This is a genomic window from Streptomyces sp. NPDC020983, from assembly GCF_044333485.1.
In the GTDB taxonomy this organism is placed as follows: Bacteria; Actinomycetota; Actinomycetes; order Streptomycetales; family Streptomycetaceae; genus Actinacidiphila.
This window is the reverse complement of record NZ_JBIRRA010000009.1, coordinates 196,721-223,451: the sequence shown is the minus strand read 5'-3', so window position 1 is coordinate 223,451 and position 26,731 is coordinate 196,721. Positions and strand designations below refer to the sequence as shown.

Here is a 26,731-nt window from a genome sequence, read left to right as displayed (position 1 = left end):
CGGTCCCGGCTCTGGCACAGATCTTGGGGAGTCGTCTCGGAGCGTTACCTCGCTGTTCGATTGCGAGAAGACTGGTTCGCGCGAGACCGCGTACGCCCTGTCGTCCCCATCGGAATTGACGCTCCCTCAAGTTCGCGTCGGCCACTGCCGTGGCCAGATGTTGACCGTGATGGTTCTGGTCATGCAAACCGATGCACCGTTCTGGGACTCGCTGGTGTTCGACGGGATCGACGAGGTGGACATCGAGGCTGTTACGGCCGCGTTCGGCACGGTCGAGGTGATGGCGAGAGGCCGCGCGGTGGGGGCGGCATGTCCGGACTGCGGTCGTTTCTCGGACCGAGTCCACGACCGCTATCAGCGCAGGCTCAAGGACCTTCCGCTCGCTGAACAGGGCTTCGTGATCCGGTTGACGGTCCGGCGTTTCATCTGCGGAGTGGCGGACTGTCCCCGCCGGACGTTCGCCGAGCCCTTCTCCCGGCTCGCCGCCCCGCACGCACGGTTCACCACCCGGCTCAACCACGCCCTGGAGCAAGTGGGGCTCGCCCTGGCCGGGCGGGCCGGAGCTCGACTGGCCGCCCTGCTGGGCTTCGGCGCGGGACGGATGACCTTGTTACGCAGGATCATGGCATTGCCCGATCCACGGTTCAGCACGCCACGGGTGCTGGGAGTCGACGACTTCGCGATCCGTCGCGGCCAGACCTACTCCACCGTCTTGACCAGCGTCGAAGACCATCGCGTGGTCGATGTGCTTCCGACCCGCGAAGCCGGGCCACTGGCCACCTGGCTGACCCAGCACCCAGGCGTGGAGGTAATTTGCCGGGACCGAGCCGGCGCGTACGCCGAGGGCGCCCGCCGCGGTGCCCCCGACGCTCTGCAGGTTGCCGACCGGTTCCACCTGTGGCAGGGCCTCGGCCGAGCTGTTGACACCTGCGTCGCCGCCTACTGCGAGTGCCTGCGCAATCCGTCGCCCGCTGGCACGCTGGCAGGCGCGACCAGTCCCGGCCCCGGTATGCCGCAGAACGACTCGGCGCCCCTCGGCCGGCGGGCCGAACGGAAGAAGGCAGCGCACGCCCTGGTCCACGAGCTCCTCGCCCAAGGCCACTCCCGCCGGGCGATTGCCCGGCACCTGGGCTGGGGTCTCAACACCGTGCTCCGGTACGCGAACGCCACACGCTGGCAGGACACCATCCGCGAGAACCGGCCCCGGCCCAGCAGACTGGACCCTTACAAGCCCTACCTGGAGCGGCGATTCGCCGAAGGATGCACCAGCGTCACGCGACTGCACGGTGAACTCATTGCCGCCAACGCGCCCGTCACTTACCAGATGGTCCGCGCCCACATTGCGAGCCTCCGCGGGGCTCCGGCCGGCGCGGCCCCGCGGCCGCCGTCTGTGCGGCAGGTGACCGGCTGGCTCACCCGGCACCCCACGGCTCTGACCGAGGAAGACCGGGCCGGCCTGAAGGAGGTCCTGGCCCGCTGCCCCGAACTGGAGAAGGCTGCCGGACTCGTCCGCGACTTCGGCGAGACACTCACCGACCGCCTCGGCTCCACACTCCCCGCCTGGATCAACGCAGTCGATGCCAGCCAACTGCCCGGCCTCACCGGCTTCGCACTCCACCTGCTCCGAGGCCTCGACGCCGTGACCGCCGGGCTCACTCTCGACTGGAGCTCCGGCAGTATCGAGGGCGCCGTCAACCGCATCAAGAAGATCAAGCGGCAGCTCTACGGCCGCGCTGGATTCGAACTACTCCGCAAGATGATCCTGCTCCAGTAGCACTCCAAGCCCTCCGATCCTTCGCCAAGGTCCGAAAGACAGCGCCCTGGGGAGCCAGTTAGGGCGTGTCGGCACCGACGGACATAATGCCGCTGTGGACCTGAGACCGGAGTTGTTGCCCCCACCCGTGAGTCGGCAGCGACTGAACGAGCTGTGCACTGAGGTTGAGCGGATCGCTGAGCTGCTAACCGCCCACCCAGAGGCGGCGGGCGGGGAGATCGAGGCGTTCAACGCGATGACCGGTCACGACTACGTGGCTCTCGACTTTGCCGAATACGACGGCAGCAGGAGCCTGGAGGAGTTCGCGAGGGAGGCGGCCCGGCCGGCTCGCCCCGCGAACGCTGACATCACCCGGGACGAGCTCGTTGAGATCGTCCGCAGACTCCTGACTGCCTCAGAGGAGAGCGGCTACTATCTGCGTCTACTGGAAGCAAACGTGTCGCATCCCCGGGTGAGTGACCTGATCTTCCACCCCTCGGACATCCATCAGGACCCGTCTCCCGAGCAGATCGTCGATGAGGCTCTGAAGTACCGGCCGATCGCACTCTGAGTAAATCGAACTCGAACGTCACCCTCCGCGACCGCTCCCCAAGATCTGTGCCAGAGCCCCGGTCCCGCGTAGGCGGCAGTCCCTGCTTCCTGGCCGATGCGGCCGGCCGAACCGGTGTACTGGTACTGAACGCCGACAGTCGATGTCCTTGTCCCGATCGCTCATCGGTAGCAGGCGAAGGAAGGCGAAGGGATTGGTCCGGCAAGGGAGGACAGGTGCAGCAGCACGATCGATCATGATGCCTCGACGCCCTGCGCAGAGGAAGACATCGAGGGCCGGGAGCAGGCCAGCAGCAGACCGGTGGTCAAGGCCGTTACCCGCGCGGATGATGTATCGGCACCCGCAATGCCGACACGCCGGTCATTGGCAACCGTCGCCGGCCTCATTCGGGGTCTCCTGGGGAAGGCGGCGGTCCACTGCGTAACGCCGTCAGCTCCTGACGAAGTGCCCGTACCGAGCGTGCCGCTTTCGCCGTCCTGCGGCAGATAACCGGTACCTGGTCCAGTGCGCGCGCAACGATCCAGACGACGCCCGTGATCGAGCTTACGACAGCAGTAGCCCACCCAAATGGTTTCCACGGTCCCTACCCCTCGCGATTGGGGTCGGACCGGGCGGGGGCTCGGTCCGACCCATGCCGATGCATGTGGTCAAACCGAGTTCGCCCTCTGACGCGCGGAACAGCTCCTGAACAGGAGGATCCGCAGATCGAAACTCGAACTTGCTCAAACCGCGATCAATGCTGGGGTACTCCCCAGTGGTGCCCTCAGTGCGACGACCGTCAGTGTCGTCTCTCCAAGGATCGGCAAATACCGATGCGGTCGGCTGTCAAGGCTCAACGCATGCCGCAACTAATACTCCAGCCGTACATCGTGATCTGCGGTCCGTGGCGGTTGGGCTGCCCAGTTGGTTGCTGCGACGGCATCGCGTGCGATGTCGGTGACGGAGCGGCTGTCGGTGGATATCCGTGCGACCCATGAAGGCGCGGTGGCTTCCAGATGGTGGGCCATGGCGGTGCTTCGGGTGAGGTGGGCGTCGAGTTGGCTGCCGATTTCGCGGGTGCCGAGGCGTTGCCGGGCGGTTGCGTCGTCGGCGGTCAGGAGGACTGCGGTGATGCGGGGTGTGCTGCCCATGGCGCGGGCGATCAGGTCGGGTTCCAGAACGGAGACGGTGTTGGTGTAGATCAGCCTGCGATATCCCAGAGCGGCGTAGTTGCGCCAGAGCGCGGCGAGGTTCGCCTCGGTCATCCTGGTGCGGGCGGGGTCGTCGGCCGGAGCGGGGAATGCCTGGTCCAGGTTGTCGCCCTCGATCAGGCAGTGGGCGATGCGCAGGGCTTGCAGTTGCGCGGAGATCTCCCAGCCGACCGTGGTTTTGCCGACCCCGGCGCGGCCCCCGATGAGCAGTGCTTCGTATGCGGTGGCCGGCACAGGCGGTCTCCTTGCGTTTGCAGGGCCGATGGCGTTTGAGGCGACATGGTGCGGCCACCGTTGATCATCGTGAGTTGTGTGGACTGACGAAGAGACGGTGGCCGCAGGTCACAGCATAGATTCCGCCCGTTGGCGGGTTGCGTTCGAGGGACGGTCGGCGTCCAGCGGCAATACACCGGCACCGCTGGTTGGATCGAGAGTCGCCGTCTACCCGGTCCACGCAGGTCACCGCGGCCACGCCGCAGTGCTCCGGGAACTCTGCGTTCCGCGCTCCTGGATCTCCGATCCCGCCCGCTGCCGCGCCGCCGGCCTTGCCGAGGACACCGCCTTCGCCATCAAGCCGGAGCTGGCAGCCCGCGTGGTCGCCCGGTTCCTGGATGCCGGCCACCTGGCGACCTGGGTCACCGGCGACGAGGTCTGAGGCGGCAACCCCCAGGACCGGCGTGACGGCCCCCTCAGGGCGTTCGCGCTGGTCGTGAGCGGCAGTCCGTGAAGTGGACCGTTTGACGAGACGGGCAGCTCGCCGGTTCTTGTCGGCCGCGCGCTGTCAGGGGCGGCTGGTGTGCAGCGCCTCGTGATCCCACAGGTGGCGTGGCTGCGTGTGCAGGTGCCAGTAGTGCTCGGCAATGTCGTCGGGGTCGAAGTCGGTGCCGGGGGCGACCGGGCCGTCCACGGTGACGCTCGCCGCGTGGACTCCGAAGGAGCCGTACTGCTGATCGAGCAGCGCGATCAGGGTCCGGACGCCCGCTTTGCCCAGGGAGAGGCTCACATACTGCGGCTTGGGCTCAGGCGTGCCACCCGTGACAAGGAACGTTCCGCTGCCCCGTGCTGCCATTGCCGGCGCGAGGCGCGCCGCGGCATTCAGTGCGCCGACCACGTTGACCGCCCACGCTTCCATGCGATCCCGCACCGACAGCTCGCCCAGCCCGTCCGCGCGGACGAGCGCGGCGTTGTACACGACATGAGGTACTTGCGTGTCGTAGGTGTACCGGCGTCGCCGGCGGGCGGTCGACGAACACCGGCTTGTACTTCGCGCCCGCCCCGACAGCCCGCCGCCGAGGCCGGGCACACACCTCCGCATCGCGCCGGGCCTGCCAGCCCGGGCCCACCTCGGCCACCAGATCTGCGATCACGCCCTGCGACAGACCCGTGATCCGCCGTTCAGACACGATCACCTCACGCGCTGCGGCCCCCACCACGACAGGTTCGACGAACCGTGCCGACCGAGGCCGCGGCCAACCCTGCACGAGCTCGTTAATCGTTGGACACCCGTGAGGTCGGCTGCCTGTCCTGACACCGCCGGAATCGGGCAGGCTTCGCGGACGGGCTCCGTCGAATTCTGCCGCATCGGCTTGCGGCGGCGAGCAGGTGGGGCAGGCCTCGGAACTGGAACGAAAACGACGGAGCCTGGTCACGGAATCTGAATTCCGGATGTTCCCCGTTCCGACGATGCGTCGTCGGGTCGGAGGTTGGGAGCACGCGGTGTCCATGCTGGTCAGGTCGTTGATCACGGGACCGGCCCGAGGTCCGTGATCGGCGCCGGAGTGCATTGCGAACCCCAATAGCTTAGCGGCTCGTCGCTCTAAAAAGGTGAGCGGATTATGCGTTGCACGTGTTCATTCTCTTGGGCTAAGGATTCATGGCGTCGAGCCGGTCGGCGCGGGATATAGTTCCAACGAATCTGCGCGCGTCGTTCAAATTTCCGGTGAAGGTGACGGTGCGTGCATCCCGTTCAACCGGCATGTGCAATCGAAAGAAAGGCCTTCCTTCATGATGGCAACCCGACGGCTCGCGCTGTCGCTGCTGTGCGCCGCCGCTCCGCTCAGCGCCGCGCTGATGACGGCGACTCCGGCCATCGCCGACGACACGGCACAGTCCGAAGCCGCATGCGGCGCCACGGCCGCCGACTACGCCGGCACCTTCCACGGGGTCTTCGCGAACGACTCCGGCGACACCCTCCGAGTCCAGTTCGCCGCGCCGAACTCCGCCCTGACGCAGTGGAACGTGGAGGGCTGGGAGGGCGAGGGCCACGGCAAGTTCGATGTCGGCCCGAGCGGTGTGCAGTGGACGAACTCCGGCGCCATCTCCGGGCCGCTCACCGGTGTGGACTCCGAGGTCTACCGGAGTGTGCAGGTCCAGTGCGACGGCGGCGGAAGCCGTGTCACCTCGATCGCCGGTGTCGTCGACTCCGGTGACGCGCAGATCCCCTTCGTGATCGGGCGCGGCTGACCTCCTGCCTGACCGCCGCCCTGCGAGCGACGGGAATGGCCCCGCATCCGATCAATCCCCCCACCGGCATGAGCATTTGTGCAGAGAGGCTTTCCCCATGATGGCAACCCGACGGCTCGCGCTGTCGCTGCTGTGCGCCGCCGCCCCCCTCACCGCCGCGCTGATGACGGCGACCCCGGCCGTCGCCGCCGACCCCGCGTCGGCCCAGGCAGCCTGCGGCGCCTCGGCCGCGGACTACTCCGGCACTTTCGAAGGCGCCTTCGACAACGCTCCCGGCGACACGCTCACGGTGAGCTTCGACGCGCCGCAGTCGGTCGAGACCAGCTGGACGGTCGAAGGCTGGCAGGGCGCCGGCCGCGGCTCCTACGAGGTCACGGGCGGCGGGGTGGAGTGGATCAACGCCGACACCGTCAGCGGCCCCGCCACCGGCGTTGACACGGAGACCTACCGCGTCACGTCCGTCACCTGCGCGGCAGGCACGACCGAGGCCGAGACGCTGCGCGGCGAGGTCGTCGCCCCGACGGAGACCGGCACGGTGACCTACCCGTTCACCGTGACGCGTACCTCGTAGGACTGCGCACCGCGAGTCCGTTCGGCCGATGGGCCCTCCACCGATCCGGCGGAGGGCCCATCGTGCCGGGTGGGCGCGGTCAGCGCATCAGGACGCCCAGCTCCGGGGTCAACTGCTTCGCTGTCATGCCCGTCTCGGCGGCCAGATCCTGGATCCCGAAGGTGTACCACTTGTGGGTGACGTCCACCTCACGCACCACTTTCTTCCCGTTCAGCACCCGCCACGTCGCCGACCAGCGCATCTGCCCTGTGCCGCACGGCTCTCCGGAGAGCCACGCCTCGTACTCCTGGTCGCCGAGCCGCTGACGGGCGATCCGCATCGGGGCGACGGGCTGCGGCGTGCTGAGGGCCATCAGCTCCACGACGACAGGGGCGCCCGCGGGCAGGCGTTCCAGCAGGCGGTCCCACAGTGTGGCGCGCTCCTCGCGGTCGAGGTAGCCGAGCACGCCGCAGATCACCGCCGCGGACAGCCGGTCGGGCAGCTCGACGTCCTGGGCGCGGTCGGCGACGACGGTGACGCGGGGCCGCAGGTCCTCGTCCCGCACCACCCGGCTGGTCAGCGCCGCCCGCATACCGGGTGAGGGCTCGACGGCGAGGATCCGGGCGCCGGGGAGCGCGCGTGCGATGACCTCCGTCGTACGCCCCGTTCCCGCGCCCAGGTCGAGGACGGGGCCGTGGCCGGTGTCGGTGCCGGCGAGTGCTGATGCCAGTGCGGGGTCGCTGTGCGCCCAGTGCTGGCCGCCGACAAGGTCGTAGAACTCGGCGGTGGGGGAGTAGTAGTCGATCACGGGGCTCCTCGTTCGACGGATGACGGAAAGGCGGTGGCTCGGGAGTCACCGGCCGGTGGATGCGGTGGCGTCCAGGGCCGGGAGCAGGCAGTCGGCCAGCGCCTGGAGTACGCGTTCGCGGTGCGGGATCAGATAGAAGTGGCCGCCGGGGAAGCTCCGCAGCGCGAACGGCCCCACGGTCGCGTGTGCCCAGTCGGCGGCCTGCGCGAGCGTCAGCTCGCTGTCGTCCTCGGCGGCGAACGCCGTCAGCGGGCAGTCGAGCCGGCGGCCGGGCACGGGCCGGTAGGTCTCGATGAGCCGGTAGTCGGCCCGTAGCACCGGCGCCACCAGCTGCCACAGCTCGGCGTTGTCGAGCAGCTCGCCGCTGGTGCCGCCCAGGCGCGTCAGCTCGGCCCGCAGCGCCGCGTCGCCGCCGAGGTGGACGCTGCCCGGCGCCACGTGCTCGACCGGTTCGCGGGCCGAGACGATCAGGTGGACGGGCTCGGCAGAGCCTGCCCCGGCCAGTGACAGCGCGACCTCGTGGGCGACCGCGCCGCCCATACTGTGGCCGAAGAAGGCCATGGGACGGGCGTCCGGGACCGCCAGTTCGGCGGCGACCGCCTGGGCCATCGCGGGCAGCTCGGTGACCGGTGGTTCGCAGAAGCGGTCCTCCCGGCCCGGGTACTGCACCGCCAGCATCTCGATCCATGGCGGCAGCAGGTCCGGCCAGCTTCGGTACGTACTGGCCCCGCCGCCCGCGTGCGGGAAGCAGACCAGCCGCAGCGCGGCACCGGGCCTGGGCGCGGGGCAGCGCAGCCAGCTCCGGTTCATCGCGTCACCTCCGTGGCGGGAAGGGGCGGCGGGCACTCCACCGCGAGGTCGCTCAGCTCCAGCGGCGGGCATTCCTCGTCCGCCACCAGTTCGGGGCGGCCCAGCCGCCCGGTCAGGTCGAGCCACATACGGCTGACGGTCAGCGCGTACTGCGCATCGGCTGCCCGGCCGGCCGGGTCGGCGACCGCCGCCCTCAGGTCCGCCAGGGCGTGCCGGATCCCGTCGGGCCACAGCGTGCCGAAGGTCTGCCGGAAGGACAGCGGCACTGCGACGTCGAGGACGGTGGTGCTCGGCTGGTCCAGCCGCCCGGTGCCCGGGCCGTCCAGCGCCGGCAGGCCGTCGGCGCCGCGGTTGACGTGCATCCGGGGGGTCCAGAGCACAGGGCCGTGGGTATCGGCCAGGGTCAGCGCGCCCGCGTCCGTACCGATCGTGATGCGGTGCAGCAGATGCGCGTGGTTGTCCGGGTCGCCGGGGTCGATCTGGTTCTGCACCCGCAGAGTGAGCGGGACCCCGGCGATCGCGCCGTGCAGGATGCGGAAGGGCACCGCCGCCCCGGTGGCCGCGCGGACGGCCGCGACCGGGGCGGGATCGGCGAAGGCCCACGGGCCGAGGCCACCGAGGGCCCGCCCGAGCATGTCGAGCAGCGGGAAGAGCACCTGGCTCGAGCAGGCCGCCTCGGCGTAACGCAGGGGCCGCCGGGCCCTCAGCGTACGGGCGCGCGCGACGAAGCGGCGGACCGGGGCGAGGTGCGAGTAGAAGGCGTTGACGCGGTACTGGACGTCCTTGTCCCGGGCGATCCGGAGGCAGCCCGCCACCTCCTCGGGGTGGGCGGGCTGCTCCTGGAGGACGTGCACGCCGCGCTCCAGCAGCGCGCGGGCCAGTTCGGTCCCGGGGCCGCCGGCTGCCCCGGCACGTACCACCACGCAGGCGGCGTCCACGTCGGCCGGAAGCTGGTCGACGGCGGTGTAGTACGGCACCCCGTACCGCGCGGCCGTGGCCCGCGAACGCGCGCCGCCGCCGGCCAGTACCCCGGCAAGCTCGAAACCGGGCGGGGCGGGGTGCAGCGCGTCCAGGTAGAACCGGCCGAAGACGGCGCCGCACACCACGGTCCGCAGGGGAGGGTCCTCGGGCAGTGGGCTCGTCACAGCGCCCCCGTCACGACGGCCGGTTCGAGCGGCGCATGGGCCACGTCGAGGGTCGCGCCGTGGGCCGGGCCGGCGAGCCCGGCGGCCCGGCCGGGGTCGAGGACCTCGGCGGCGAAGTGCAGGCCCGGCGGTACGCGTCCGGCCAGCGTCTCGGTGACCGCCAGCGCGCCGACGGCGCCGGTGAGCCGGCAGCTGTCCTCGGTGCCGAGCGTCGCCGTCACGGCTGAGCCCGCGGCGGTCCGGAAGGCGAAGACCATCCGGTAGTACGGTCGCCGGCCGGTGAGGTCCATCGCGCACGCCCTGGCCAGCCGTTCGGCGGCCTCGTCCGTCGGCCCGCCGGAGCCGGCCAGCGCGGCCAGCACGTCCCGGACCCGGCGCCCGGGGAAGACGTTGAACCAGTCGAGCCGGTCCAGCCGCAGCGCCCGCGCCAGGCGTTCGGCCTCTGCGCTCAGAACCGGCCGCAGGGCGACGGGCCCGGGGAAGGAGGGCAGCTCGGCGTCGTCACGCGGTTGCAGGGCCCGGCTCTCCCGGCGCCCTGCCCGCCAGGCCGCGAGCGGCTCGCCGTACGGCGGGCGGCCGTCGGGCGCGTGCCCGCCGAGGGACAGCACCAGGTCGGCGGCGACCGTCCGGCTGCACCGTTCCAGGCCGCCGCTCCACACCGTCAGCTCCCCGCCGTGCGGGCCCTCCTGGCGCTGTTCGGCCAGCCACCGGGGCAGCAGCCCGGACAGCCCCGGCAGCATGCCCGCCGACAGCACGGCGCGCCGCCCGAGCCCTGCCAGGCCCAGTCCGGACAGGTCGGCGTACGCCGGTTCGTCACCGGCTACGTCCACGTAGTCGGCGCCCGCGGCCACCGCTGCCCTGGCCACCCGGCCGCGCACCCGGTAGGAAGGACCCGCGCAGTTCAGCACCACCGTGCAGTCCGCGCAGAACCGGGCGAGCCGGTCCGGCCGTTCGAGATCCACGGCCACCACCTCCGCGGCCTGCCCGGCGAGGCCGGCGGTCCGCCGCGCCCCGAGCCGGAGTTCCCCGACCCCGGCGGCCCGCAGGGCCCGGACGGCGTCGGCCCCGACCGCGCCCGAGGCGCCCAGCACACCGACACGGACGCTCATCGCCCCTCACCCTCCAGCAGGGCGCGCACGGCGCCCGCGCGGTCGCCGGCGATGCAGCCGAAGTGGTCGCCGTCGATGTCGTGCACGCGCAGGCGCCCGAGGCAGACGTCCTGCCAGTACGCCGTCATGTCCTGCTGGAGCCCGGGCAGGAAGCCGTAGCGGCCGGTGTGCCGCAGGAAGGTGATGTCGCCCGCGTACGGGTCGGGGCGGTACCGGGTGACGGCGAAGAGGCTGTGCCGGAAGACCTGGTAGCGGCGGGAGAGACGGGCCCTGTCCATCGGCCCGCCGAACCGCTCGGCGGTCGCCGCGAGGTTCTCCAGGCGCTCCTCGGGCGACCGGTCCGCCAGTTCCCGGAAGGAGCGTCCGACCTCCTCGTGGGCGCCGCCGAGCGCGGCGAGCGCCCCGGACTCCAGCCGTCCCGGCGCGGCGCCGAGCGCGGCGGTGATCGCGTCGCCCAGGGCGCGGGTGTCCGCCGGGAAGCCGACCGCGGCCGGATCGAGTCCGAGGGACAGCGCGAAGGTGTATTCGGCGATCAGGTCCTCGTGCACCTCGAACGGCGGTCGGTAGCAGCTGATGACGGTCAGGCCCTCGACGTCGGCGCCGGCTTCGGTGAGCGCCCGCGCGGCCTCGGTCGCGATGAGGCCGCCCATGCAGTAGCCGACGACCCGGAAGCGCCGGGCGCCGCCGGCCAGCAGCGCCTGCGCGTACTCGCCGCCGAGGCGGTGGATGAGCCGGGCCGGATCGGAACCGAGGTAGCGCTCCGGCGAAGTCGCCTCGACGCCGAGCAGCCGGCCCCCCGCGGGCCGCCGCCGGAATTCCTCCAGCAGCGCCTGGTAGGGCAGCAGCGTGCCGCTGCCGTCGTGCACCAGTACGGTGACCGGTCCGACCGCGGGCCCGTCGAGCAGAAGCGCCGGTGCGCTCCGGCTGTCGTCGGCCCGCGGTTCCGGGACGCGCGGATCGGCGGCCGCGCCGCGGAGGTAGTTCGCGAGCGCCGCGACCGTGGGCTGCTGGAGGACCTGCCGCAGGAGGTGCTCCCATTCGACGCCCTGGGCGCTCGGCTCGGCCTCGCGCAGCCGGCCGACGAGCCGGGCGACCAGCAGCGAGTCGCCGCCGAGCTGGAAGAAGTCCTCTTCAGGGCTCACCTGCGGGCGTTGCAGCACCTGCGCCCACAGCTCGGTGAGGCGGCGTTCGAGTGCGTCGGCGGGTGGCCGCGTGGCGGGCGGCGCGGTGGAGGCCCCGCCGGGCTCGGGCAGGCGCAGCCGCAGGCGCGCGCGGTCGACCTTGCCGTTGGGGGTGAGGGGGAGGTCGTCCAGGATCTCCAGGCGTTCGGGCAGCAGGTAGTCCGGCAGCCGCTCGGCGAGGTGGCGTGCCAGCTCGTCCGCGGTCACCCGGGCCCGGTCCGTCTTCATGCGGGCGAAGAAGATCTGCTGCCCGGCCTGCGCGAGGACGTCATCGGCCGGCGGGAAGCACAGTTCCGTCTCCGCACCGGCCGCCGTCAGCAGGCCGGTCCACTGGCCGGTCGTCAGGAAGGTACGGTCCTCCGCCTCGCGTACGTCGGTGAAGCCCGCGCTCAGCCCGTCGACGAACTCCATCGACACCAGCAGCGGATGGCGTTCCACGGTGGCCTCCATGAACACCAGCCAGCCGCCGGGCGTCAGCAGCTCGCGAAGCCGCGCCAGGGTCCGGGCGGCGTCCTTGGAGTTGTGCAGGACGTTCGCGCACAGGACGACGTCGAAGGAGTTCGCCGTCAGGCCCTGGCAGGAGGGGTCCTCGTTGATGTCGAAGAGGCCGTAGCGCACCCACGGGTGGGGCGTGAAGCGCTCGCGGGCCTCGGCGAGGAAGAACTGCGAGACGTCGGTGAAGAGGTAGTCCACGTCGAAGTCCGCAAGGGCGGGGACCAGATCGGTGCTGGTGCCGCCGACGCCCGCGCCGACCTCCAGCACCCGCAGCGGCCCGGGTCCCCGGTGGCCTGCGGCGAGTTCGCGCAGGCCCGCGACCGCGACCCGGTTCAGCGTACGGCTGACCAGGTTGTCGCGGTACGCGGCCTGCGCCACGTCGAGGCTGCCGTGCGGGAAGAGCAGGGCCAGCGGGTCCTCCTCGCCGCGCAGCAGCTCGGGCAGGTGCTCGCTGCTGGTGCGCACCAGCCGCAGCAGGTCGGAGCCGTAGTCCAGGCGCCGGGCCAGCTCCTCCAGCCGCGGCCAGTCGTGCTCCGGGTCCGCGGGGTCCGCGGCGAGCGGCCCGGCGTAGCGGCCGGTGGCCCCGTCGTGGCGGAGCAGGCCCGCCCCGGCCAGGGCGCGCAGCCAGCGCCGGACCGTGCGCGTGTGCTTGGTGTGCGCACCCAGCGCGGACACCGCCTCCGCCACGGTGTGCCCGGCGTCCGGCGCGGTGAAGAGGCCCGCCCCGCGCAGCGTGCGGGCCATGGCCGCCAGGGCGACGTCGTCGGCCAGCGCCAGGAAGTCACCGAGGAGCGCGGAGTCGACCAACGCCCGCACTTCGGTGCCCGCGGCCCGCGCCGCGGTCAGGGCGGCCCGGCCCGCGTCGGTGAGCGGCTGCTCGCCGGGCGCGGTGGCCGCGAAGGCCACCAGGCGGCGGGCCGTCACGTCGTCGCCCGTCACCAAGGCGACCGCCGAGGCCACCGCGGGGTGCGACTCCGCGGCCGCCACAAGTTCCGCGGGCTCGACGCGATGGCCGCGGATCTTGACCTGGTCGTCGATCCGCCCGAGCAGTTCGACGGAGCCGTCGGGGAGGTAGCGGCCCACGTCACCGGTGCGGTACATCCGCTCCCCGGTCAGCGGGTGGGTGAGGAAGCGCTCGCCGGTGCGTACGGGGTCGCCCAGGTAGCCCAGGGCCAGCCCGGCGCCGGTGATGTAGAGCTCCCCCGGGACCAGGTCCGGGCAGTCCTGGAAGGCGTCGTCGAGGACGTGCCAGCCCTGGTTGGCGAGCGGGGTGCCGTACGGGACGGTGGGGCCGGTCAGGCGCCGGTGGTCGACGGGGTGGGCGATCGACCAGATCGCCGCCTCCGTGGCACCGCCGAGGCTGACCAGCCGGCAGTCCGGCAGCCGCTCACCGACCGACCGGGCCAGCGGGACCGGGAGCCAGTCACCGGAGAGCAGCGCCAGGCGGAGCGACGGCGGCGCGGCCGCCCGCTCTGCGGCCAGGTAGCTGTCGAGCATCTGGAGCTGTGCGGGGACCGAATTCCACAGCGTGACGGCGTGCCGGTCGGCGAGCGCCGCCCAGTGGGCGGGATCGGCACGCCGCTCGGCCTCCGGGAGGACGAGGCAGCCGCCGCGGGAGAGCGGGCCGAAGATGTCGTACACCGACAGGTCGAAGCCGAGTGCGGCCAGTCCGAGGACACGGTCGCCGGGGCCGACGGCGAAGCGCTCGTTGATGTCCGCGATCGTGTTCCAGGCCGCCCGGTGGCTGACCATCACCCCCTTCGGGGTGCCGGTCGAGCCGGAGGTGTGGATGACGTAGGCGAGATCGTCCGGCGTGGTGCGGGGCGGCGGCACCGCCGCGCCCGGCGCCGGCGCGGCGTCGACGGTCACGACGCGCACACCGGGCGTGGCGACGTCGAGCCACGGCTGGGTGAGCACCGCCGCGACACCGGCGTCCGCCAGGACCGCGTCGCGGCGGGCGGCGGGCTGGTCGGTGTCGACCGGCACGTAGGCCGCGCCCGCCAGCAGGGTGCCGAGCACGGCGGCCACCTGCTCCCAGCCCTTGTCCATCACGACGCCGACCAGCTGCCCCGTCACGTCCCCCTCGGAGGCCAGCGCGCGGGCCACGGCGTACGCCCGCTCCAGCAGTTGCGAGTAGGTCAGCTCGGAGGTACCGGCGATCACGGCGGTGCGGTTGGGGGTGGCGAGCGCCTGGGCGAGAACCGCCTCGTGCAGGGTGCGTGCCGGGATCGGGCACGCCGTCCGGTTCGCCGACTCGCGGCGCCCGCGCTGGGCGTCCGGCAGCGTGACGAGCGAGGTCTCCTCCCACGCCGCGTCGGAGTCGGCCAGGCGCCGCACCGCCGCCTCGAACGCGGTGAAGGCGTCCTCGGCCAGCCCGTCGGGGAAGACCTCGCGCCGCACGTCCCAGCCGAGCAGCAGGCCGCCGCGGTGCTCCATCACCTGGCAGTCGATCCACACGTGCGGGGTGCGGCTGCTGCCGCGGAGGATCTCGCCCTCGCGCAGCCGCGGCAGCTCCTCGCGGCCGCCGTCCGCGAGGCCCACGGTGCTGGTGAAGACCACCGGCATCACGGCCTCCTGCTGCCCCCGGCGGCGGGCGAGTTCGCGCAGCACCTCCACCCCGGAGCAGGCCGCGTGGTCCATGTCCTCCCACAGCTGCGACTGCACCGCGGCGGCGCGGGCTGCGAAAGGGCCGCCCGACGTCCAGTCCACGGTCAGCAACTCGACCGAGGTGAAGTCGCCGACCAGGCGGCCGGCCTCCGGGTGCAGCGGAAGGCGGTGGAACATCGGCAGGTCGAGCGTGAACCGCCGCTTGCCGCTCCACCGCGCCATCACCTCGGCGTACGCCGCGAGCAGGGCGACCGTCGGCGTGACGTCCCGGGCCGCGGCCCGCTGCCGCAGCCGCTCCCAGGCGTCGCCCGGCAACGCCGACTGGAGCCGTACGAAGTCGGGTGCGCCGCCTTCGGCTCCGGCAGGGACTGGCCGGACGGGCAGGGCGGGGGCCGGGGCGAGCGGCACGGCGTCCCCGGCGCAAGGCTCGTCCAGCCGCTTCCACCAGTAGGCACGGTCGCGCTCGCTCCGGGCCTCCGCCTGGCGGCGCTGGGCCAGCAGGTAGTCGCGGTAGCGGATGCCGAGCGGTGGCAGCGGCTCGGCCGGGCGCAGGCACAGCTGCTCCAGTTCGCCCAGCAGGAGCTGGACGCTGCCGTAGTCGCAGATCAGCAGGTCGATGGCGAGGTGGAGGTGGACGTCGTCGGGTCCCGCGGTGACCCGAAGGTCGTGCAGCGGCCACCGGTCGGGGCGGAAGTCCCGCGCGGCCAGCTCGGACCTGACCTGCTCGCGTGCCTTCCGCAGCGCTGCCGCCGGCCCGTCCGGCAGGTCGGTGACCTCCGCCTCCGCCGCGGGCAGCTCCCGCAAGACCTGCTGGTAGCCGTCCCGGTGGACGACGGTCCGCAGCGCGTCGTGGCGCTCCACGAGGTGGCGCCACGCGTCGCGTACCCGCAGGGGATCGAAGCGGGGGAGGCGCACCTCCAGGTAGGCGTGGCAGCCGGTGCCGCCGTACTCGTAGGCCGAACTGCGGCCCAGCAGGTAGGAGGACTGGACGTCGGTGAGCGGGAAGGGCTCGTGCCGGCCGTCCGGGTCGGCGGCCAGTACGGTACCGGCGCGGCGCAGTTCGGCCAGGACGTCCGGCTTGTGCTGCCGCAGCCGTTCGAGCCGTGACTCGGTCATCGCCTGGCGCGGCGCCCGGTAGCGAAGGAGGCCGTCCTCTTCCCACAACCGGACGCCGATGTGGTGGAGTTCGTCGATGAGTTCGCGGGCCGTCACAGGGAGCCGTCCTCCATGTCGTGGTGGTCTGAACCGGGGTTCCGGCTCTCGATGAGCCGGGCGACTCCGGCGACGGTGGGTTCGCCGAGCAGCTGCCGCAGGGAGATGTCGCAGCGGAATTCCTGGCGCAGCCGCTGTACGAGGCGGGTGGCCTGGAGGCTGTCGCCGCCGAGTGCGAAGAAGGTGGTGTCCCGGGGCACGGAGGCCAGCCCGAGGACGCCGGCCCACACCGCGGCGAGGGCTTCCTCGACCGGTCCGCGCGGCGGCTCGTCTCCCGGGCCCGCGCTGCCGGGGGCGGGAGGCCGGAGGGCCTTCCGGTCGACCTTGCCGTTGGCGGTGAGCGGCAGTTCGTCCAGCACGGTGTAACCGGACGGGCAGGCGTGCCGGGGCTGCCGCTGCCGCATGAAGTCGTGCAGCTCGTCCGGGGCGATCCCGTCCGCCGTGGTGGTCACGAACGCGTGCAGACGGTAGTTGCCGCGCTCGCCGGACGGGACGACGACGGCGCGGTGGACGGCGGGGTGCGTGTGCAGGGTGGCTTCGATCTCCGCGGGTTCGGTGCGGTGGCCGTTGATCTTGAGCTGGTGGTCGGTGCGGCCGAGGAATTCCAGCGTGCCGTCGGGCCGGTAGCGGGCGAGGTCGCCGGTGCGGTACCAGCGGCGGTCGTCGTGGTGGACGAAGCGGTCGGTGGTGTGGGCGGGGTCGTTGCGGTAGCCGGCGGCGAGGCTGGCGCCGCCGATCCACAGCTCGCCGGGGACGAGGTCAGGGCAGTCGTGGCCGTGGCTGTTGACGACGCGGAAGTGCTGGTTGGCGAGGGGGCGGCCGTAGGGGACGGAGGTCCAGGCGGGATCGACGCGGGTGACGTCGAAGTGGTTGGACCAGATGCCCGCTTCGGTGGCGCCGCCGAGAGCGACGAGTCGGCAGCCGGGCCGGTGGGCGGTGAGCCGTTCGCGGAGGCCGAGGGGGACCCAGTCGCCGGAGACGAGAGCGAGGCGCAGAGGGGCGGTCAGCGGATAGGCGTCGGCGCCCGTGAGGAGCATGTCGAGGAGGGTGGGGACGCTGTTCCAGACGGTCACGTGGTGGGTGTTGGCGAGGTGGAGCCAGCGTTCGGGGTCGCGCCGTTCGTCCTCGCCGACGAGGACGAGCGTGCCGCCCTGGCCGAGGATGCCGAAGACGTCGAAGACGGACAGGTCGAAGTCGAGGGCGGAGACGGTCAGGACGCGGTCGTCGGGGCCGATGCCGTAGCGCCGGACGATGTCGGTGACGGTGTTCATGGCGGCCCGGTGCGTCATCTCCACGCCCTTGGGCTCACCGGTCGAGCCGGAGGTGAAGATCACGTAGGCCGGAGCGCCGGGATCCGCCGCCACCGGCCCCGCCCAGGCCTCCGCACCGGTGGCGGAGTCCTCCTCGCCGATCGTCAGCCGGACCTCGCAGGAGGCCAGCATCCGCTCTCGGCGGGCCGCGGGCTGGTCCGGCCCCACCGGCACATAGGTGGCCCCCGCCGCGAGCACGCCCAGCACGGCGGCGATCTGCCCGGGGCCCTTCGGCAGGGTCACGGCCACCGGCTCGCCCGCCCGGACACCCCGCGCCGCGAGCCCGGCGGCGATCCGCAGGGCGCGGTCGGCGAGTTCCCCGTAGGAGAGCCGGCCGCCGTCCCAGCGCAGCGCGCAGCGTTCGGGGTGGCGCGCCGCCTGGCCGAAGAAGCCCGCATGGAGGGTGCTGTCCGGGAGCGGCGCGGCGGTGGCGTTGACGGCGTCCCGCACGGCGCGCTGGGAGCCGGGCAGCAACGGCGGGGCGGGCTCGGACCAATCCGACGAGCAGACCCACTCCAGGAGCCGGCCGTGGGCGTCGAACATCGCGTCGAGCATCCCTTCGGGGAAGAGCTCCTCCAGCGCGTCCCAGGTCAGCAGCAGTCCGCCGCCGCGCGCCATGACCTGCTCGTCCAGCCAGACCTGCGGCGTCTGCGACACGCTCCACACCGGCCGGCGCAGGCCGTCGCCGAGTGCGTCGTCGACCCCGAGGGCGCTCGTGAAGACCACGGGCAGCGCCGCTTCGGTGCCGGTCCGCGGGTGCGCGCTCCCGCGGAGCAGTTCGAGGACGGGCGCTCCCCGGTGGTCGAGGTCGCGCCACAGGCGCTCCTGCAGCCCCCGCAGCCGCTGCCCGAAGGACTCCCCGGGCGACGGGCGGTGCGCCACCGGCAGCAGCGACGTGAAGTCGCCCAGGACCCGGTCGATGTCGGGATGGACTTCCCGGCGGTCGAACAGGGTGAGCGCCACGGTGAGGTCCTGGCGGTCGCCCCACGCCCCCAGCACCTCGGCGAAGCAGGTGAGGAGCACCGCGGACGGTGTGCAGCCGTGCTGACGTGCCCGGTCCTGAAGGGCCTGCCACCGGGCGGGCGGTAGCCAGGTCTCGCGACGCCCGAAGCGCGGGCGGCGGATCCGCGCGGGGTCGGTGGCGAGCGGCAGCCGGGGCGGGGGCGGCAGTTCGGGAATGTGCCGGGTCCAGTAGCGGCGTGAGCGCTCTGCTTCGGCGGCAGGGGGGCTCACCTGCTGGACGTAGTCCCGGAAGGACACGCCGATGGGCGGCAGTTCCGCGTCCGGGTCCCGCTGGAGCTGGTCGAGTTCGGCGAAGAGGATCATCATGCTCAGCCCGTCGACGAGCAGGTAGTCCAGCCCGATGCCGACCCGGGTGCGGTTGCCGTCGTAACGGACGGCCCGTACGTCGAACAGGGGCCAGCGCACCGGGTCGAGCACCTGGTGGGACATCGCGTCCCGCAGCGCGGCCAGTTCGGTGCCGGCGCGGCCCTCCGCCGCCTCGGTCACCGGGATGGCCAGCGGCGGCACCTCGGGAAGGATCCGCTGGTCGCCGTTCTCGTCGAACACCGCGCGCAGCATCTCGTGCCGGGCGATCAGCCGGTTCCAGGCCGCTTCGAGGCGGTCGAGGTCGAGATCCTCGTCGTCGAACTCGCAGTAGTAGTACGACCCGACGCCGCCGAGGGTGAAGGCGGCGGAACGGCCGACCCAGTACGCGCGCTGCAGCTCGGTCGGCGGGAAGGGCCGGTGCCGCGCGGCGGGCTCCGCATTGACGGCCCGCTCCGGTGTCCGCGCGAGCCCGAGGGTGAGGGTGGCGGCGAAATCGGCGAGGACCGGCGAGGTGAACAGCGCCCCGAGTTCAGCGCCTGCCGCACCCGCTGTACGCAGCCGGGCGACGGCCTTCGTCGCGAGCAGCGAATCGCCGCCGAGCCGGAAGAAGTCCTGCTCGCGGGTCGGTTCCGGTACGGCCAGCAGCTCGGACCAGACCGTGGCCACGAGCCGCTCGGCCTCCGTACGCGGCGCCTCGCCCGCAGCTTTCTCGCCGACGGCGGCGGCCCGCGCCGCCATCGCCGTCCGGTCGACCTTGCCGTTCGCCGTGAGCGGCAGCTCCTCGTACAGCAGAACGGCCTCGGGCACCGCGTGCCGGGGGAGGCGCTCGCGGAGGAAGGCCAGCAGGTCGTCCGGCGCGGCCGGGCCGTCGGCCGGTACGGCGTGGGCCACCAGGTGCCGCCGGGGACCGGCCTGAGCGGCCGTCACCACGGCGCGACGGATGGCCGGGTGGCTTTCGAGGGTGGCCTCGATCTCGCCGGGTTCGGTGCGGTGGCCGTTGATCTTGAGCTGGTGGTCGGTGCGGCCGAGGAACTCGACGGTGCCGTCGGGCCAGTAGCGGGCGAGGTCGCCGGTGCGGTACCAGCGGCTCCCGGCGTGGTGCACGAACCTCCGGGCGGTCTGCCCGGGATCCCCGCGGTACCCGGAAGCCAGGCTCGCACCGCCGATCCACAACTCGCCCGGAACCAGGTCGGGGCAGTCCTGCCCGAAGGGATCGACGACCCGGAAGCGCTGGTTGGCCAGCGGACGGCCGTAGGGGATGGACGTCCAGGCCGGGTCCACACGGGTGACGTCCCAGAAATTCGACCAGATGCCCGCTTCGGTGGCACCGCCGAGGGCGATCAGCCGGCAGCCGGGCCGGTGGGCGGTGAGCCGTTCGCGGAGGTCGAGGGGGACCCAGTCGCCGGAGACGAGGGCGAGGCGCAGCGGCGCGGTCAGCGCGGCGGTCTCGGCGGCGGCCAGCAGCATGTCCAGCAGGGTGGGAGCGCTGTTCCACACGGTGACCTGGTGGGCGTTGGCCAGCTCCACCCACCGCCCGGGGTCGCGCCGCTCGCCCTCGCCGACGAGGACCAGCGTCCCGCCCTGGCCGAGGATGCCGAAGACGTCGAAGACGGACAGGTCGAAGTCGAGGGCGGAGACGGTCAGGACGCGGTCGTCGGGGCCGATGCCGAATCGGCGGACGATGTCGGTGACGGTGTTCATCGCCGCCCGGTGCGTCATCTCCACGCCCTTGGGCTCACCCGTCGAACCGGACGTGAACACGACGTACGCTGTCGCCTCCGGGCCCACCGGCACGGGCCCCTCCGCCGCCCGCGCCCCGGAGTGCTCCGTGACGTCGACGACCACGACGCCGTCCGGTACGGCCTCGCGCGCAGGGCAGCCGCCCGCCGTCACCACGCAGCCGGCGCCCGAGTTGCGGTACAGGCCCTCCCGGCGCAGGGCCGGCAGACCGACCCCGACCGGGACGTACGCGGCACCGGCCGCGAGGATCCCGAGCACCGCCACGAGCTGCTCCGCCCCACGGGGCACGCTCACGGCGACGGCGGCGCCCGGGGCGACACCCGCGGCGCGCAGCCGTGCGGCCAACCGCAGCGCCCGGCCGGCCAGTTCGCCGTACGTCAGGGCCCCGTCCGCGCCCACGCAGGCGGTCCGGTCCGGTTCCCGGCGTGCCCGCGCGAAGAACCCCTCGTGCAGGGTGAGCGCCGGCAGGGCCGCCGCGGTCGCGTTGACCCGTTCGCGTACGGCCCGCTGCCCGGGCGGCAGCAGGTCGGGAACGGGGTCGTTCCACTCGGCTGCGGAAATCCAGTCGAGCAGGCGCCCGTACGCCGCGAACATCGGGTCCAGTACGGCGGGCGGCAGAAGCTGCTCCACGGCGTCCCAGTCGTAGTGCAGGCCGGACGGGGAGTCGTAGACCTGGTTGTCGAGCCAGGTCTGCGGGGTCTGCGACACCGACCACACCTTGGGCAGCAGCCACTGCGCGAGGTCGAACGACAGCTCGGGCGCGGTGCCCAGGGCGCTGGTGAACACCACCGGCAGCCCGCCGTCCGCCGCTCCGCCCGCCTTGGCCAGCTCGCGTGCCACCCGCACCGACGACCAGGCGCGGTGGCCGAGGTCCTGGCCGAGCCGGTGCTGGAGGGCGCGGGCGCGCGCGAGGAAGCCGGTGTTCTGCTCCGGCTGGTAGGCGAGCGGCAGCAGTGAGGTGAAGTCGCCCACGATGTCGTGGACGGCGGGATGGACCTCGCGGCGGTCGAAGAGCGTCAGGTTCACGGTGAGGTCGCGGCGGCCGCTCCAGACGCCGAGCACCTCGGCGTAGCAGGTGAGCAGCACGGCGGAGGGGGTCAGACCGTGGGCCCTCGCGCGGTCGGTGACCGCCTGCCAGCGGTCGGCGGGCAGCAGGCCCGAGCGTCGTACGAACCGCGGTGCGCGGACCGCGGACGGGTGGACGGCGAGCGGCAGCGCGGGGGCAGGGGGCAGGTCGGCGAGCCGCCCGGTCCAGTACCTTTCGGCCGCCTCCGCCTCGGTGTCCGAGGGGGCGGTCCCGAGCAGGTAGTCGCGGAAGGACAGCCCGTCGACGGGCGGCAGCGCGGCGCCCGGATCGCGGTAGAGCCGGCCGAGTTCGGCCAGCACGGTCGACATGCTGCGGCCGTCGAGGACGAGGTTCTCCAGGCTGACGCCGAGCCGTACCCGCTGCTCGCCGTCCCGCTCGTAGAGCACGGCGCGCAGGTCGAGCAGCGGCCACCGGCCCGGGTCGCGCACCTGGTGCGACATGGCCGCGCGCAGGTCGGCGAGCGCGGTCCCGGCGCCGCCTGCCGCCGCGTGCGTCACGGCGATCACCGCCTGCGGCACCTCGGGGAGAATGCGCTGGTCACCGTGCTCGTCGACGACGCACCGCAGCATCTCGTGGCGGGCGATCAGCTGGTTGTAGGCCTTCTCCAGCCGTCCCAGGTCCAGGCCCGTGCCGTCGAACTCCAGGTAGTAGTGGGCGCCCACGCCGCCCAGCGGCATCCCGGAGGCCCGGCCCGTCCAGTACGCACGCTGTACGTCGGTGAGGGGGAAGGGGTCGTGGCGGTGCGCCGGGTCCGGGGTCACGGCGGGCCCCTGCGGGCGGGCGTCGGGTTCGACGGTGAGCCGCCGTGCCAGCTCGCGGAGCACGGGGGAGGCGAAGACCGCGCTCAGGTCCACGCCGAAGCCGTCCGCCCGCAGCCGGCTCACCAGCCGGGTGGCGAGCAGCGAGTCGCCGCCGAGGCCGAAGAAGTTCTGGTCGCGGCCCACCCGGGAGATCCCCAGCAGCTCGCGCCACGCGGCGGCCAGCGCGTTCTCCGCCCGGCCGCGCGGCGGCTCGCCGCCCGCCGCGGCGTCCGCGGGTTCGGGGAGCGTGCGGGCCAGGGCCGCCCGGTCCAGCTTGCCGTTGGCCGTGACGGGCAGGACCGGCGTGCCCAGCACCTGCTCGGGGAGCATGGCCGCGGGCAACCGGTCGGCCAGCCACTCCCGCAGCTCCCGTCCCGGCGGCAGCCCGGCGCCCGCGGACTTCGCCGCGCGGAGCAGCAGCTGCCCGCCGGGCAGGTGCCGGGCGGCGCAGGCCGGGCCGAGCCCCTGGGCGGTCAGTACCCGCTCCCACTCGTCCGCCCGCAGCAGCGCGGTGCGCCGCTCCCTGCGGCGGGGGTCGAGAGTGCTGAACCCGCGGGTCGGTACGGCCGCCGCGATGAGCGCGAGCGGCGGCAGCCCGGTCCGCTCCAGGGCCAGCAGGGTGCCGCCGGGAGCCAGCAGCAGGGCGGCGAGGCCCGCACCCGTCGCGGGGTCGGGGAAGGCGTGCAGCGTGTTGTCCGCCACCACGACGTCGAACGCGGCCAGCAGGTCGTCCGGTACGAGCCCTCCGGTCAGCCGCCGGGAGCGCACCCGGCCGGACGGGGCACCCGCATGCGCGGGTGGCTGGGCCCTGCCCGGCCCGTCGACCAGCGTGTACGTGTGCGGGCCGGGGAAGCCGCCGCGCAGGCCGCCCCCGAGGACGGCGATCTCCAGCGGCCTGGCCGCGCCGAGTGCGCCGACTTCCGCGGCGAGCACGTCGGCGGGGCCGCCCGGTGCGGGAGGCAGGGCGGCGGGGGCGAGTACGGGGTCGTCCAGCAGGAGGCCCGCGTCCGCCTCTCCTCGTACGACGGCGGACAGTTCGGCGCTCCTGGCTCTCAGCCGCACCGCCACATCCGCCAGGCGCCCGTCGGCCGCGTCCGCGCGGACGGCCTCGGCCAGACGCGGCCCGGCGGCGTACCCGGCGCTGCTCCGGACGAGCACCCCGCGGTCGGTGAGCCAGTCGCACCAGAGCCCGAGCAGGGGGAGCCACTCCTCGGCCGCGCCCCACCGCCGGGCCAGACCGGCGAGGGAGACGGGCGTGTCCGCGATCCCGGTCTCCGCGGCCAGCAAGCCGGCCAGCACCGACTCGACGAGACGGGCCTCGTCCTCGACGCCGGTAACGACGGTGAGCCGTCCGCCGCCGGAGCCGGCCCCGGGATCGTCGGCTACGGCCGGCCGCTGGGCGGGCAGCGCGCTCCGCGGCGCCGTGTCGCCTCCCGCGGGCGTCACCACCGCGGCCAGGCCCTTCGCGCCGCCCCTGCCGACGACGGTCACCACGCAGTGGCCCACCGCCGGGTGCGAGACGAGGGCGGCCTCGATCTCACCCGGCTCGGTCCGCACGCCCCGGATCTTGACCTGCTGGTCGAGGCGGCCGAGGAATTCCAGCATGCCGCCCGGGCGGTAGCGACCGCGGTCGCCGGTCCGGTACCAGCGCTCACCCTCCAGAACGGGGAAGCGGCGGGCGGTCAGCTCGGGATCTCCGAGATACCCGAGGGCCACACCCGCGCCGCCGATCAGCAGTTCCCCGGCGACCCAGTCCGGCCGGTCGGCCCCGTCGGGACCGACCACGCGGAAGCGCTGGTTGCCCAGGGGGAATCCGTACGGCACCGAGGTCCACCCGGGCAGCGGTCCTGTCACCTCGTGGAAGTTCGACCAGATGGATGCCTCCGTCGCACCGCCCAGGGCGACGACACGGCAGCCGCCGGCCCGGCGGGTGAGGCGCTCCGGGAGGTCGAGCGGGACCCAGTCGCCGGACAGCAGCGCCAGCCGCAGCGAGCCGAGTGCCGGGTCGTCGGCGCCCCTCCCGCCGTCCGGCGTCCCCGTGAGCAGCATGTCCATCAGCAGTGGGACCGAATTCCACACGGTGACGCGGTGCCGGGAGATCAGCTCCGCCCATGCCCGCGGGTCACGCGTCTGCTCCTCACCGACCAGCACCAGCGCGCCGCCCACGGACAGCGGCCCGAAGACGTCGTAGACGGACAGGTCGAAGTCGAGGGCCGACACCGCGAGCACCCGGTCCGCCGGGCCCACCGCGAACCTCTCGGTGACGTCGTCGACGGTGTTGGCCGCGGCCGCGTGGGAGACGCTGACGCCCTTGGGATCGCCGGTCGTACCGGAGGTGAAGACCACGTACGCGGCTTCGGCGGCATCCACCGGCAGGGGGCCGGGGAGCGGCTCGTGCCCGCACAGGTCGCCGATGCCGAGGACGGCGGGATCCGCCGCGGCCCCGTCGGCACAGTCGCCCAATACCAGGCGGACACCCGCCCGTCGCAGGATCCGGCGGCGCCGCTCGACGGGCTGCCCGGCACCGACCGGTACATAGGCGCCCCCCGCGGCCAGGACACCCAGGACGGCCGCGACCTGGTCGGCGCCCCGCCGTGCCGTTACGGCGACGGGCTCGCCCCTCCGCAGCCCGCGTCCGGTCAGTGCTGCGGCCGCGCCGAGTGCCCGGTGCGCCAGCTCCCCGTACGTCATGAGCCCGTCGTCCGCGAACAGCAGGGCCGGGCGGTCGGGGGTCACTTCGGCGAGGGCGAAGAACTGCTGGTGCAGCGTGCGGGGCGCGCGTGGCCGGAAGGTGGCGTTGGCCCGCTCCCGCGCCGCCCGCTGGCGTACGGGCAGCCCGGGGCGGGCGGGCGCCGACCAGTCGGCGGTGTCCGCGGACAGCCGGTCGACGACGTCGCGGTAGGCGGCGAACATGTCGTCCACCAGGCCCGGCGGGAAGAGCGCGTCGACCGAGTCCCAGCACAGGTCGACACCGCCCGCCGACTCGTACACCTGGTGGTCCAGCCAGACCTGCGGTGTCTGCGAGACCATCCAGCCCAGATCGCCGAGCACCGCGCCCACCTGCTCGGGTACGAGCTCGCTGCCCAGCGTGCAGGCGAAGACGACCGGCGCGCGTCGCATCCGGTCGGGCTCGGTACGCGCGAGGTCGCGCAGCACCTCGACGCCGGAGTAGGCGCGGTGGGCGGCGGCTTCCCGGAAGTCCGACCGGAGGGCGCGGACGCGATCGACGAAAGGCGCCTCCCCGGTCGTGTCGGCGGTGACCAGGAGCAGGTCGGTGAAGTCGGCCACCAGGCCCTCGGCCTCGGGGAATTCGCCGTCCCGGTCGAAGACCGGCAGGCAGAGCAGAAAGCGCGGGCTCTCGCTCCACGCTCCGAGCACCTCGGCGTACGCGGCTCCCAGAGCCATCGCCGGGGTGGCGCCGAGACTGCGCGCCCGGCCGCTGAACCGCTGCCAGGCATCCGGGTCCAGCCGGTGCCGGCGGCGGGTGAAGCGCGGAGCGCCCGACTGCTCCGGGTCGGTGGCGAGCGGCAGGGCCGGACCACCGGGCAGGTCCGCGAGGCGTGCGCGCCAGTGGGCGCGGGCCCGCTCACGCTCCGCTGCCCGGGCCCCGGCACGCGCCGCGAGATAACGCGGGAAGTCGGCGTCCCCCCGGCCGGGAGCGAGCGGCGGGAGCGCACCGGAGGCGTAGGCGGTGGTGAGGTCGGCCAGCACGAGCGAGAGGCTCGCGACATCGGCGACCAGCAGGTCGACCCCGAGGTGGACGCGTGTGCGGTTGCCGGGCAGCAGGGAGAGCGCGACATCGATCACCTCGCCGCTCCCGACCCGGAGCCGGCGGTGCGACAACTCCTCGCGCAGCGCCGCCAGCCGGTCCTCCGCGGCGCTCTCCTCCCGCAGGTCGTGGACGGTCAGACCGGGCCAGGGGCTCTCGGGCAGGATCTGCTGCCGGCCGTCCTCCCGGAAGCAGGCCCGCAGCATGCCGTGCCGGGCGAGGACGGCACGGAAGGCCGCTTCCAGACGGTCCGGCTGCACGGCGGCGCCGTCGAACTCGAAGTAGGCGTGGCAGCCGACACCGCCGAGGGGCTGGTCGTCGCGGCGGCCGATCCAGTACGCGTGCTGGACCGGGGTCAGGTCGAAGGGTTCACCCGGGGCGGGGACCGTGGGGCCGGGTGCGCGCCTGGCCGGCAGACGGGCCGTGCCTGCCAGTGCGATCCAGGCCGCCAGGGTGGGGCGTTCGGCCAGAACGGGGAAGTCGACCGCGATTCCGTGGCGCCGGAACCACCCGGCCAGGCTCATCAGACGGATCGAGTCCATCCCGTACGCCGTCAGATCCGCGTCCTCGGGCAGCTCCTCCGGAGCGAGGCCGAGGAGCCCGGCAACCGCGTTCCTGACCGCCTCCGCACCGACGGCCGACGACTCCGCCTCTCGGGTTTCCGAGGATTCCTGACCCGGTGAAATCATCCCTCACCCATCGCTGTTCGATTGGATAGCCAGAAAGACATACACCAGTCGTGTGTCCGCGGCAAAATTCGCCTGGAAACTGCCGGAGGCCAGATCCCTGCTATCGTGACGCG

General features: G+C 73.3%; 12 protein-coding genes and 1 pseudogene. 5 read left to right on the top strand and 8 right to left on the bottom strand.

What is annotated here, in order from left to right:
- Positions 1-157: 157 nt before the first annotated feature.
- Both ACH4SE_RS21895 and ACH4SE_RS21890 read left to right on the top strand, forming a co-directional pair.
- On the top strand, positions 158-1,774 hold the full coding sequence (locus tag ACH4SE_RS21895) for an ISL3 family transposase (RefSeq protein WP_398545088.1): 1,617 nt from the start codon (positions 158-160) through the stop codon (positions 1,772-1,774).
- A 94-nt stretch (positions 1,775-1,868) separates the two neighbouring features.
- Positions 1,869-2,324: a bacteriocin immunity protein gene (locus ACH4SE_RS21890; protein WP_398545087.1), complete on the top strand. Its 456-nt coding sequence runs from the start codon at positions 1,869-1,871 to the stop codon at positions 2,322-2,324.
- A gap of 848 nt (positions 2,325-3,172) precedes the next feature.
- On the opposite strand, the gene ACH4SE_RS21885 is transcribed toward ACH4SE_RS21890, so the two are convergent.
- Positions 3,173-3,748: a hypothetical protein gene (locus ACH4SE_RS21885; protein ID WP_398545086.1), complete on the bottom strand. Its 576-nt coding sequence runs from the start codon at positions 3,746-3,748 to the stop codon at positions 3,173-3,175.
- Positions 3,749-3,898: 150 nt separating this feature from the next.
- Between ACH4SE_RS21885 and ACH4SE_RS21880 the strand changes: the two are divergent.
- Positions 3,899-4,166: pseudogene (locus ACH4SE_RS21880) on the top strand (transposase); the annotation flags it as partial.
- A 129-nt stretch (positions 4,167-4,295) separates the two neighbouring features.
- Here the strand turns inward: ACH4SE_RS21880 and ACH4SE_RS21875 are convergent.
- Positions 4,296-4,706: a short-chain dehydrogenase gene (locus ACH4SE_RS21875; protein ID WP_398545085.1), complete on the bottom strand. Its 411-nt coding sequence runs from the start codon at positions 4,704-4,706 to the stop codon at positions 4,296-4,298.
- Positions 4,707-5,518: 812 nt separating this feature from the next.
- On the opposite strand from ACH4SE_RS21875, the gene ACH4SE_RS21870 reads away from it, so the two are divergent.
- Both ACH4SE_RS21870 and ACH4SE_RS21865 read left to right on the top strand, forming a co-directional pair.
- On the top strand, positions 5,519-5,977 hold the full coding sequence (locus ACH4SE_RS21870; protein ID WP_398545084.1) for a hypothetical protein: 459 nt from the start codon (positions 5,519-5,521) through the stop codon (positions 5,975-5,977).
- Positions 5,978-6,074: 97 nt separating this feature from the next.
- The gene (locus tag ACH4SE_RS21865; RefSeq protein WP_398545083.1) at positions 6,075-6,548 is read left to right on the top strand and encodes a hypothetical protein; all 474 of its coding nucleotides are present in this window, start codon (positions 6,075-6,077) and stop codon (positions 6,546-6,548) included.
- A gap of 79 nt (positions 6,549-6,627) precedes the next feature.
- Here ACH4SE_RS21865 and ACH4SE_RS21860 read toward each other — a convergent pair whose 3' ends face one another.
- The 6 genes from ACH4SE_RS21860 to ACH4SE_RS21835 are packed head-to-tail and all read right to left on the bottom strand — an operon-like array spanning position 6,628 to position 26,618.
- Positions 6,628-7,335 carry a class I SAM-dependent methyltransferase gene (locus tag ACH4SE_RS21860; protein ID WP_398545082.1) on the bottom strand — a complete coding sequence of 236 codons (708 nt, stop codon included), beginning with the start codon at positions 7,333-7,335 and terminating at the stop codon, positions 6,628-6,630.
- Between the two features lie 45 nt (positions 7,336-7,380).
- Complete coding sequence (locus tag ACH4SE_RS21855; RefSeq protein ID WP_398545081.1) at positions 7,381-8,145, bottom strand: thioesterase II family protein; 765 nt, start codon at positions 8,143-8,145, stop codon at positions 7,381-7,383.
- The gene (locus tag ACH4SE_RS21850; RefSeq protein WP_398545080.1) at positions 8,142-9,290 is read right to left on the bottom strand and encodes a Gfo/Idh/MocA family oxidoreductase; all 1,149 of its coding nucleotides are present in this window, start codon (positions 9,288-9,290) and stop codon (positions 8,142-8,144) included. The genes ACH4SE_RS21855 and ACH4SE_RS21850 overlap by 4 nt, the downstream gene beginning before the upstream one ends.
- Positions 9,287-10,399, bottom strand: a complete 1,113-nt coding sequence (locus ACH4SE_RS21845; RefSeq protein ID WP_398545079.1) for a saccharopine dehydrogenase NADP-binding domain-containing protein — start codon at positions 10,397-10,399, stop codon at positions 9,287-9,289. The genes ACH4SE_RS21850 and ACH4SE_RS21845 overlap by 4 nt, the downstream gene beginning before the upstream one ends.
- On the bottom strand, positions 10,396-15,894 hold the full coding sequence (locus tag ACH4SE_RS21840; RefSeq protein ID WP_398545078.1) for an amino acid adenylation domain-containing protein: 5,499 nt from the start codon (positions 15,892-15,894) through the stop codon (positions 10,396-10,398). Before ACH4SE_RS21840 ends, ACH4SE_RS21845 begins: the two co-directional genes overlap by 4 nt.
- A complete protein-coding gene (locus ACH4SE_RS21835) occupies positions 15,891-26,618 on the bottom strand; it encodes an amino acid adenylation domain-containing protein (protein ID WP_398545077.1) in 10,728 nt (3,575 codons plus the stop codon). Before ACH4SE_RS21835 ends, ACH4SE_RS21840 begins: the two co-directional genes overlap by 4 nt.
- Positions 26,619-26,731: the final 113 nt, after the last annotated feature.